This window comes from Asticcacaulis sp. (assembly GCF_020217185.1).
Lineage (GTDB): Bacteria > Pseudomonadota > Alphaproteobacteria > Caulobacterales > Caulobacteraceae > Asticcacaulis.
This window is the reverse complement of the sequence record NZ_JAIWNX010000092.1, coordinates 1-10,000: the sequence shown is the minus strand read 5'-3', so window position 1 is coordinate 10,000 and position 10,000 is coordinate 1. Positions and strand designations below refer to the sequence as shown.

The following is a 10,000-nucleotide window of genomic DNA, read 5'->3' as shown; positions in this document are numbered from 1 at the left end:
AGTCTTCGACCCCCGCCTCGCGCAGCTTTTCACGGATGAGGAAGGCCGTGAAGGGCGTAGCATAGAGCGGCGCCTTGATGCGATCCCACAGCCAGCCGAGCGCCCCGATATGGTCTTCGTGGGCGTGGGTCAGGATGACACCCAGAATCTCCTCGCCTTCGAGGAATTTGGGGTCGGGCACGATGACTTCGATGCCGGGCGTGGTCAGGTCGCCAAAGGTCACACCAACATCGACCAGAATCCATTTCCGGTCATGCTCCGGCCCGAAGCCGTAAGCATTGAGGTTCATACCAATTTCGTTTGAGCCGCCCAGCGGCAGAAACACCAGTTCGTCTTTGTTTTTACTCATTTTTCTTTTGATTAGAGAGGGTACGCTGATAGATTTCGAGCAGACCCCGCAGCGTAAGATCGGGATCGAAATGATGGATGCGGTCGGTCGCGCCTTCGAACAGCGACGCCACGCCGCCGGTCGCCACGACCGTCATGGGTTGACCGTATTCGGCCTGAATCTTGTCGGTCAGATATTCGATAAGGCCCATATAGCCCCAGAATATGCCCGATTGCATGGCGCTGACCGTGTCCTTGCCGATATAGTGCGCCGGGCGCTCGATCGCAATGCGCGGCAGCTTGGCCGCCGCCGAATGCAGGGCCTGAACCGACAGGTTGATGCCCGGCGCAATCGCCGTCCCTTCCAGCGCGCCGTCGGCGGCGACCACATCGAAGGTGGTAGCGGTGCCGGAATCGATGACGATCAGTGGACCGCCGTATTTGATCCACGCACCCACCGTATTGACCAGACGGTCCGCCCCGGCTTCTGACGGCTTGTCGATACGGACTTCGATGCCAAGGTGCGTATTGTCACCAATAACGTAAGGCGTCTTGTTGAAATAGCGCTGGGCCAGCTTGCGCAGGTTGAACAGGGACTGCGGCACGACCGAGGAGATGATGCAGTCTTCGATCTGATTGAAGTCGAGACCGTTCATCTGAAGGAGTTGATAGAGCCAGACGGCGTATTCGTCGGCAGTCCGCGTCGATTCGGTGGCCGTGCGCCATTGGGCGCGCCAGCCTTCACCATCGTGCACGGCGAACAATGTATTGGTATTGCCCTGTTCGATGGCGAGCAGCATCAGGCCTCCGGATACGAAACGGACCCGCTGGCGATCACGTGGATCGTGCCGACCGGGTCTCTGACGCGCAGCGCGCCATAGTCATCAAGGCCAAGAATCGTTCCCGTCCGGGCCTGAGGGTGTTGCTCTATCAGACAGAGGCGGTCGCGGCCATAGGCCTGATCCCACCACTGCGCGGCTGTGGCTTCAAAGCCATGCGCAAGCCAGTCGTCCAGACGCCGCGTCAGGGTCGCATCGAGGGCGTCTAAGATGCTTTCGACGGTTTGCGGTTGCGCCGTCAATTCATTGAGCGCCGCCGTGCCATAGCTCAGCCCCTTCGGCGCTTCGGCGATATTGATGCCGATGCCGATGACCACACCCAAACCCGCCGCAAGGGTTTCGCTCTGGGCCAGAATACCGCACAGCTTGCGCCCTTCGTACAGCACGTCGTTCGGCCATTTGATCTTCAGGGGGTCGGGCACGCTAAGCAAGGGACGGATCGCGTCGGTTACCGCCAGAGCCGCCACAAAGGACAGTTGCGTCACGCGGCGCATCTCGACCGGCAGCACCCCGTACCACGAGGCCATCAGATTGCCCGACGGCCCGTCCCATTGACGCCCCATACGCCCCTGCCCGGCGGTTTGGCGCTGCGCACATATCCAGCGCGGGCCGCAATCTCCCGCCCGTAGCCGGTTCAGGGCTTCAGTCTGGGTAGATGTCAGGGTTTCAAACAGATCAACAGGTGTCATATGAAAAAAAGATGCAGGGGTTACAAACCCCTGCACCCCATAAATCAGGCTACGTCAACAGTGCGTTAGTTCAGGCCAAAGCTTTTGACCGCCGTTTCCGCCAGCGGATAGAGGCCGGACAGGGCGAAGGCCGCGATCGGGAAGGCAAAGGCGGCGGCCGCATAGGCAATCCACTTGGCCTCGAACGGGGCCTTGTCCAGCTCGCCCTTATCCCCATCGAACCACATCACCTTGATGATACGCAGGTAATAGAAGGCCGCGATGACCGAAGCCACCAGACCGGCCACGGCAAAGCCCCAGTAACCGGCTTCGAGGGCCGCACCGAAGACGAAGAACTTGCCCCAGAAGCCGGAGAAGGGCGGCATCCCCAGCACCGACAGGGCCAGCACCGTGATGGCGATGGTCAGCTTCATATCGACCTTGGACAGACCCGACAGGTCGTCGATCTTGCTGACGGCAATGCCCTTGCGCGACAGGGCGATCTGCGCCGAGAACAGGCCCAGCGTATCGACCATGTACAGGACCGAGAACAGCAGCAGCGCCATGACGCCCTTATCCGTACCGGCCGCCAGGGCCAGCATGGCATAGCCCATATTGGCAATCGACGAATAGGCCAGCAGGCGCTTGAAGTCCTTTTGCATCAGGCCGCCGAGGCCACCGATCAGGAAGGACAGGGTGGCGATGGCCAGCAGCACCTGCGCCCACTGATCGTGCAGACCGGCAAAGGCGTCGTTGAGCACGCGCGCCAGCAGCACCAGAGCCGCAAACTTCGGAGCGCCGGCGAACAGGGCCACGACCGGGGTCGGCGCACCTTCATAGACGTCCGGCGTCCACATGTGGAACGGCGCAGCGGAGACCTTGAAGGCCAGACCGGCAATGACGAAGACCAGACCGAAGATCAGGCCGACCTGCATATTGGCCTGAGCCGAGGCCGCGATGGCGTCGAAATTCATCGAACCCGCAAAGCCATAGACCAGCGAGATGCCGTAGAGCAGCAGACCCGAAGACAGCGAACCCAGCACAAAATACTTCAGACCGGCTTCCGAACCCTTGGCGTCGTCACGGCGGAAGGCCGCCATGACATAGGCCGCCAGCGAATTCAGTTCGAGGCCGATATAGAGGGCGATCAGGTCGCCCGCCGACACCATCATGCTCATGCCGATGGCCGACAGGGTGACGAGGATGGGGAATTCGAAGCGGTTATTGTTCTGACGCTCGAAATAGCCGCGCGCCAGCACCACCACCAGAGCCGAGGCGATGTAAATGAAGGTCTTGGCGAAATTGGCCACGCCGTCAGCGATGAAGGCCCCGTTGAAGACCTTGCCGTGACCGTTAAAGGCCGCAGCAAAGGCCGCCGCGATCAGGGCCGCACCACACAGCGCCGCGACAGAGCCTGCCGCCTTGTCACCGCGCAGCGCACCGTAAACGAGGATGCCGAGTACGGAAACCGCCAGGATCAGTTCCGGAAGGGCCAGATGAAGAGCCGATGTCAAATCCATAAGGGGCGCTCCTATCCGCCGATAACAGCGCGGTACGTCGCCACAACGGCGTCCACGCTGGCGGTGGTAAAGTCAAATACAAAGGCCGGATAGATACCCAGCAGCAGCGTCCCCGCGATCAGGGGCGCAAAGATGATTTTTTCACGCAAGCTCAGGTCCGGATGGCCCTTGAGCTGTTCATTGGTCACCTCGCCGTACATGACGCGCTTGAACAGGGTCAGGGCGTACATGGCCGACAGGATAACACCCGTGGCGGCAACCAGCGCGGCCCAGGTCGAAGCCTGATAGAGGCCGGTCATGGTCAGGATTTCCCCGACAAAGCCCGACGTGCCCGGCAGGCCGACATTGGCCATGGTGAACAGCAGGAAGACGAAGGCGAAGTGCGGCATCAGCTTGGTCAGACCGCCGTAGAAGGCGATTTCGCGCGTGTGCCAGCGGTCATAGACCACACCGACGCAGAGGAACAGCGCACCGGAGATAAAGCCGTGCGAGATCATCTGATAGACCGCGCCCTGCACGCCCGCCTGATTACCGGCGAAGATCCCCATGGTCACAAAGCCCATGTGAGCGACCGACGAATAGGCGATGAGCTTCTTGATATCCGTCTGACGGAAGGCGATCAGCGAGGTGACGACGATGGCGATCACCGACAGGGTCAGCACAAAGGGCGTGAACAGTTCCGAAGCGTGCGGGAACATCGGCAGGTTGAAGCGGATGAACCCGTAGCCGCCGAGCTTCAGCAGGATACCGGCCAGCATGACCGAACCCGCCGTCGGGGCCTGCACGTGCGCGTCGGGCAACCAGGTGTGCACCGGCCACATCGGCATCTTCACCGCGAACGAGGCGAAGAAGGCGAACCACAGCCACGGCTGCGCCGCTTGCGAGAAGGCGTAGGTCGAAAGGGTCGGGATGTCCGACGTGCCCGCGACGCTGACCATGTACAACATGGCCGCCAGCATCAGAACGGACCCCAGCAGGGTATAGAGGAAGAACTTATAGGCCGCGTAGATACGGTCCTTGCCGCCCCAGATACCGATGATGAGGAACATCGGAACCAGACCGCCTTCGAAGAAGACGTAGAAGAGGAACAGGTCGAGCGCGGTGAACACGCCGATGACCAACGTTTCCAGTACGAGGAAGGCGATCATATATTCGACGAGGCGCGTCTTGACCGAGTCCCACGAGGCGAGGATGCACAGCGGCATCAGCAGCGCCGTCAGGGCCACGAACAGCACCGAAATGCCATCGACACCCATGTGGTAGCTCAGGAAGCTGAACCACTGCACCTTTTCCACGAACTGATAGTCGGTGGTGGTGCGGTCGAAGCCCGCCAGCAGGACGACCGTCAGCGCCAAGGTCGCCAGCGTCGTCCACAGGGCGATCCACTTGGCATTGCGCTCGATGACGCTGGCGTCATCCTTGCGCGAGACCCATTTGACGCCAAGGATGGCCAACGCCCCTACCAGTGGCAGGAAGGTAATAAGGCTGAGAAGATTGGGGATTACCGGTGACATACTTAAAAGCTCTCCCCTATCGCGCCATACCGAAGACAACCCAGGTCAGAAGACCCGCGATGCCGAGGAACATGACGAAGGCGTAGTGATAGACATAGCCGGTCTGGGTCTTGACCAGACGCTGCGCCGATTTCAGCGCCGTCCAGGCGGCACCGTTCGGGCCCAGGCCGTCGATGATTTTCACATCGAGCACCTTCCAGAACAGGTCGCCGAGCGCCTTGGCCCCCTTCACGAAGGTCGCCTGATACAGCTCATCGAAGAACCACTTGTTGTACAGGAAGGTGTACAGCGGCCCCTTGCGCGCGGCCATGGCCTTGGGCAGGGCGGGCTTCAGCAGGTAGAAGTACACAGCCAGAGCTGTACCGATCAGGGTGACCACCAGCGGTGCCCACTTGACCCAGGCTTCTTCGATATGGTGCGCCTCATGCAGGACGTGGTTGTGCGGTCCGTGCTGGATGGCGTGGCCCCAGAAGGCGTGAGCGTGATCGCCGATAAAGTACGGCGCGAAGACGAAACCGGCGGCCACCGCACCGATCGAAAGGACGATCAGCGGGATCAGCATGACGATCGGGCTTTCGTGCGGTGTATGCGCGTGGCCGTGGTGATCGTCATGACCATGAGCGTGGGCGTGATCATCGTGCGCGTGAGCGACAGCAGCGTGCGCGTGGTCGTCATGGCCGTGCGCGTGATGATCGTCGTGCGCCGCTTCCCAGTGCTTCTTGCCGTGGAAGGTCATGAAGGCCAGACGCCAGCTATAGAAGGCCGTCAGAAGGGCCGCCAGAATACCGATCACGAAGGCGAACATGCCCTGCGGCGTATTATGGGCCGCCCACGCGGTTTCGATGATCATGTCCTTCGAGAAGAAGCCCGCAAAACCGATTTGCGTGTAGGGGATGCCCAGGCCGGTGATGGCGATAGTGCCGATGGTCATGGCCGCGTAGGTGACCGGCAGATACTTGGCCAAACCGCCCATGTGACGCATATCCTGTTCGTGGTGCATGCCGTGGATGACCGACCCGGCCCCGAGGAACAGCAGCGCCTTGAAGAAGGCGTGGGTAAACAGGTGGAACATGGCCGCCTCATAGGCCCCGACGCCCGCAGCGAAGAACATGTAGCCGAGCTGCGAACAGGTCGAGAAGGCGATGACGCGCTTGATGTCGTTCTGCGTGAAGCCGATGGAGGCGGCGAAGATGGCGGTGATAGCCCCGATATAGGTGACGATCATCTTGGCCACCGGCGCGTATTCAAACAGCGGCGACAGCAGGCAGACCATGTACACACCGGCGGTCACCATGGTGGCGGCGTGGATCAGGGCTGACACCGGCGTCGGGCCTTCCATGGCGTCCGGCAGCCAAGTGTGCAGGAAGAACTGCGCCGACTTACCCATGGCCCCGATGAACAGAAGGAAGGCGGCCAGATCGAGCGCCGAGAAGCTATGGCCGAGGAACATCCAAGTGGTGTTTTCCTTGGCGGCGATCAGCGGGAACAGTTCGTGGAAGTTGATGGTCCCGAACATCCAGTAGATGGTCATGATGCCAAGCGCGAAGCCGAAGTCACCGACGCGGTTGACGACGAAGGCCTTGATGGCCGCCGAAGACGCCGAGTCCTTCTGGAACCAGAAGCCGATCAGCAGGTAGGAGGCCAGACCAACCCCTTCCCAGCCGAAAAAGAGCTGCATGAAGTCGGCCGCCGTCACCAGCATCAGCATGGCGAAGGTAAACAGCGACAGATAGGCAAAGAAGCGCGGACGGCTGGGGTCTTCGGCCATGTAGCCCCAGCTATACAGGTGAACCAGCGAGGAGACCGAGGTCACCACGATCAGCATGGTGGCCGACAGGGCATCAATGCGGATCGACCACGCCGAGTGGAAGGTGCCGATATTGATGAAGTCGAGCAGCTTTACGGTGAAGGGCTCAAGGCCGCCCCAGGTGTGCTGGGCAAAGGTGTACCACGACAGGGCGCACGACAGGAACAGGAGCCCGGTGGTCACCGCCTGAGAGGCGATGTCACCGATCTTGCGCCCGAACAGGCCCGCGACCAGAGCCCCCAGAAGCGGGGCCAGAACAAGGATCGTAACCAGATTTTGCATGACTTCCCTTAGCCCTTCATCATGCTGGCGTCATCGACTTCGATGTCACCGCGGTTACGGAAGAACGTCACAAGAATAGCCAGACCGACCGCCGCTTCCGCAGCCGCAACGGTGAGGACGAACATCGCCATGATCTGACCCTGCACATTATGCAGGTGCGTCGAGAAGGCGACGAAGTTGATATTGACCGCGAGCAGGATCAGTTCGATCGACATCAGGATGATGATGATGTTGCGGCGGTTCATGAAGATGCCGAACACCCCGATGGTGAACAGGATGGCCGAAACGATCAGATAGTGTTCAAGACCGATAGTCATTCCTTGATTCCTTCGCCGGTTTTGACCTTGACGATGGCCACGGCGTCCTTGCGGCGGCGCGTCACCTGGGTGTGGATGTCCTGACGCTTGACATAGGTGCGGTGCTGGAGCGTCAGCACGATGGCGCCGATCATGGCCACCAGAAGCACCAGACCCGCCGCCTGGAAGACATAGACGTAATCTGTGTAGAGCACGCGACCGATCGCTTCGATATTGCTCATCTCAGCGTCATAGACCTGCGGCGATTGACCCGCCGCCGCGCCGCGCTGCGCCACCGCCGAGGAGATCATGATCAGCTCGATCAGCAGAAGAATACCGACCACCATGCCGATGGGGAGGTAGTTGGCGAAGCCCTGCCGCAACTTGGTGAAATCCACATCCAGCATCATGACGACGAAGAGGAAGAGGACCGCCACCGCGCCGACATAGACGACGACCAGCAGCATGGCGAGGAACTCCGCCCCCATCAGGACGAACAGGCCCGCCGCCGAAAAGAAGGCGAGGATCAGAAACAGCACCGAGTGCACCGGGTTGCGCGCGGTAATCACCAACGCCCCCGATACGACGGTCACGGCCGCCAGAATGTAAAAGGCTATTGCCAGCATGATCGGGACCTCCGCCCCTTCTCTACTTTGCGGGTTCGGGATCGCTCCCTAGCCCCTCAGACTGTGATCCCGCAAGGCATATCCTTACGGAATCGGTGGATATTCCAGAGCACTTCCCGATTGGGAAGCGCTCCTACTCTCTTGTCGCGCGTTTGTTTCCGAAAACCGCTTCACACTTTTCGGAACGCGCTCACGCGCCTTAACGGTAAGGCGCGTCCAGTTCGAGGGCGCGTGCAATCTCGCGCTCCCAGCGGTCGCCATTGGCCAGCAGCTTCGACTTGTCGTAGTACAGTTCTTCGCGCGTATCGGTGGCGAATTCGAAGTTCGGGCCTTCGACGATGGCATCGACCGGACAGGCTTCCTGACACAGGCCGCAATAGATGCACTTCACCATGTCGATGTCGTAGCGCGTCGTGCGGCGCGACCCGTCTTCGCGCGGTTCGGCCTCGATGGTGATGGCCTGAGCCGGGCAGATGGCTTCGCACAGCTTGCAGGCTATGCAGCGTTCTTCGCCGTTGGGATAGCGACGCAGGGCGTGCTCACCGCGGAAACGCGGGCTGATCGGCCCCTTCTCGAACGGGTAGTTGATGGTCTTCTTCGGCTTGAACATATATTTCACGGCAAGGCCCGTGGCCCCGACGAAGTCAAGCAACAGCGCGCCCTTGGCGGCTTGGACAAGACGGCCGATCATGCGAAATTACCTCCGAAAACCTGGTAGGCCGCGATGATAACGACGGCAACGAGAGACAGGGGCAGAAAGACCTTCCAGCCCAGACGCATAAGCTGATCGTAGCGGTAGCGCGGGACGATGGCCTTGGCGATGGCGAACATGATGAACCAGAACACCACCTTGACGATGAACCAGCCGAGGCTGATCAGGGTGTAGGCCAGAGTGCCGGGGGCAATGATCGAGTCCATCGGGATGGGCGATTGCCAGCCGCCAAAGAACAGGATGGTGATCATAGCGCACATCAGCACGATGTTGGCGTATTCACCGATCATGAACAACAGGTACGGCGTCGAGGAATATTCGACCTGATAACCGGCGACCAGTTCGGATTCGGCTTCCGGCAGGTCGAACGGCGGACGGTTGGTTTCGGCCAGAGCCGAAATGTAGAACATAACCATCATGCCGAACATGACCGGCAGCTTGATGATGCCGAGGCCCAGAAGCCCACCGCCGCCGAGGAAGTTCCAGTTCCAGAAGCCCCCCGCTTGCTTGTTGACGATATCCGACAGGTTCATCGACCCGGCCAGCAGCACAACCGTGATGATGATGAAGCCCAGCGACACTTCGTAGGACACCATCTGCGCGGCGGACCGCAGGCCGCCAAGGAAGGGGTATTTCGAGTTCGAGGCCCAGCCGCCCATGATGATGCCATAGACACCGAGCGACGAAATGGCGAACAGGTAAAGGATGCCGACATTGATGTTCGACACCACCCAGCCCGGCGCAAACGGAATGACCGCCCACGACATGAAGGCCAGAACGAAGGTCAGAAGCGGCGCGATCAGGAAGACCGGCTTATCAGCCCCGGCGGGGATGATCACTTCTTTCAGCACGAACTTGAAGAAGTCGGCGAAGGACTGCATCAGGCCGAAGGGACCGACGACGTTCGGTCCTTTGCGCATCTGCACGCCGGCCCACACCTTGCGGTCACCCCACAGCAGGAAGGCCAGAGAGACCATCACGCCGACGATAACGGCGAGAGCCTGCCCGATGGTGATGATCGTCCAGCCCCACGGACCGGCCCAGAAATTAGCGTCTGTCATATGCTCTTACTCCGCCGCCAGGCTCACCGGACCGGACCGGGTGGCCGAAATATCGGCCATGGCCACGGACGCCCGCGCGATGGGGTTGGTCAGGTAGAAGTCTTTGATAGTGCTGGCGAAGGTTTCGCCGGTGATCTCGCCCTTGGCCCCCAGTATCGCCACGTCGAACGCCTTGGGCGTCGGGCGCGCGTCGATGCGGCCAAAGGTCGGATGATCGGTGATCAGAGTGCGGCGCAGGTCCGACAGGCTGTCGTAAGGCAGGGTCTTGCCCAGCCTGGCCGACAGGGCGCGGAAGATGGCCCAGTCCTCTTTGGCCTCGCCCTTCGGGAAGACGGCGCGTTCGGATAT

10 protein-coding genes and 1 pseudogene are annotated in these 10,000 nt (G+C 60.7%); all 11 read right to left on the bottom strand.

Annotated features, from left to right (window positions below; all coding sequences use genetic code 11):
* Positions 1 to 349 (bottom strand): MBL fold metallo-hydrolase (locus tag LDL37_RS04605; RefSeq protein WP_290795018.1); only part of this gene is annotated, 349 nt, incomplete at its 3' end.
* Entirely contained in the window at positions 342 to 1,130 is a 789-nt protein-coding gene (locus LDL37_RS04600) for a type III pantothenate kinase (RefSeq protein WP_290795021.1), read from the bottom strand. The genes LDL37_RS04605 and LDL37_RS04600, both read right to left, overlap by 8 nt.
* Positions 1,127 to 1,855 carry a biotin--[acetyl-CoA-carboxylase] ligase gene (locus LDL37_RS04595; RefSeq protein ID WP_290795015.1) on the bottom strand — a complete coding sequence of 243 codons (729 nt, stop codon included), beginning with the start codon at positions 1,853 to 1,855 and terminating at the stop codon, positions 1,127 to 1,129. The genes LDL37_RS04600 and LDL37_RS04595 overlap by 4 nt, the downstream gene beginning before the upstream one ends.
* A gap of 65 nt (positions 1,856 to 1,920) precedes the next feature.
* On the bottom strand, positions 1,921 to 3,354 hold the full coding sequence (gene nuoN, locus LDL37_RS04590) for an NADH-quinone oxidoreductase subunit NuoN (protein WP_290795012.1): 1,434 nt from the start codon (positions 3,352 to 3,354) through the stop codon (positions 1,921 to 1,923).
* An 11-nt stretch (positions 3,355 to 3,365) separates the two neighbouring features.
* Positions 3,366 to 4,868, bottom strand: a complete 1,503-nt coding sequence (locus tag LDL37_RS04585) for an NADH-quinone oxidoreductase subunit M (protein ID WP_126423708.1) — start codon at positions 4,866 to 4,868, stop codon at positions 3,366 to 3,368.
* 16 nt (positions 4,869 to 4,884) lie between these two features.
* Positions 4,885 to 6,957: an NADH-quinone oxidoreductase subunit L gene (gene nuoL / locus LDL37_RS04580; RefSeq protein WP_290795008.1), complete on the bottom strand. Its 2,073-nt coding sequence runs from the start codon at positions 6,955 to 6,957 to the stop codon at positions 4,885 to 4,887.
* Positions 6,958 to 6,965: 8 nt separating this feature from the next.
* Positions 6,966 to 7,274 carry an NADH-quinone oxidoreductase subunit NuoK gene (gene nuoK, locus LDL37_RS04575; RefSeq protein ID WP_013480276.1) on the bottom strand — a complete coding sequence of 103 codons (309 nt, stop codon included), beginning with the start codon at positions 7,272 to 7,274 and terminating at the stop codon, positions 6,966 to 6,968.
* A complete protein-coding gene (locus LDL37_RS04570) occupies positions 7,271 to 7,879 on the bottom strand; it encodes an NADH-quinone oxidoreductase subunit J (protein WP_290795004.1) in 609 nt (202 codons plus the stop codon). Before LDL37_RS04570 ends, nuoK begins: the two co-directional genes overlap by 4 nt.
* 199 nt (positions 7,880 to 8,078) lie before the next feature.
* Positions 8,079 to 8,570 (bottom strand): NADH-quinone oxidoreductase subunit NuoI, encoded by a 492-nt coding sequence (nuoI, locus tag LDL37_RS04565; protein ID WP_013480274.1) that lies wholly within the window; start codon positions 8,568 to 8,570, stop codon positions 8,079 to 8,081.
* Complete coding sequence (gene nuoH / locus LDL37_RS04560) at positions 8,567 to 9,652, bottom strand: NADH-quinone oxidoreductase subunit NuoH (protein ID WP_126423705.1); 1,086 nt, start codon at positions 9,650 to 9,652, stop codon at positions 8,567 to 8,569. Before nuoH ends, nuoI begins: the two co-directional genes overlap by 4 nt.
* 6 nt (positions 9,653 to 9,658) lie before the next feature.
* Positions 9,659 to 10,000: pseudogene (locus tag LDL37_RS04555) on the bottom strand (NADH-quinone oxidoreductase subunit G); the annotation flags it as partial.

Coding starts and splice junctions, on each gene's coding strand:
- LDL37_RS04595 (WP_290795015.1), bottom strand. CDS start 1,855: ATGACACCTGTTGATCTGTTTGAAACCCTGACATCTACCCAGACTGAA.
- nuoL (WP_290795008.1), bottom strand. CDS start 6,957: ATGCAAAATCTGGTTACGATCCTTGTTCTGGCCCCGCTTCTGGGGGCT.
- LDL37_RS04585 (WP_126423708.1), bottom strand. CDS start 4,868: ATGTCACCGGTAATCCCCAATCTTCTCAGCCTTATTACCTTCCTGCCA.
- nuoI (WP_013480274.1), bottom strand. CDS start 8,570: ATGATCGGCCGTCTTGTCCAAGCCGCCAAGGGCGCGCTGTTGCTTGAC.
- nuoH (WP_126423705.1), bottom strand. CDS start 9,652: ATGACAGACGCTAATTTCTGGGCCGGTCCGTGGGGCTGGACGATCATC.
- nuoK (WP_013480276.1), bottom strand. CDS start 7,274: ATGACTATCGGTCTTGAACACTATCTGATCGTTTCGGCCATCCTGTTC.
- nuoN (WP_290795012.1), bottom strand. CDS start 3,354: ATGGATTTGACATCGGCTCTTCATCTGGCCCTTCCGGAACTGATCCTG.
- LDL37_RS04570 (WP_290795004.1), bottom strand. CDS start 7,879: ATGCTGGCAATAGCCTTTTACATTCTGGCGGCCGTGACCGTCGTATCG.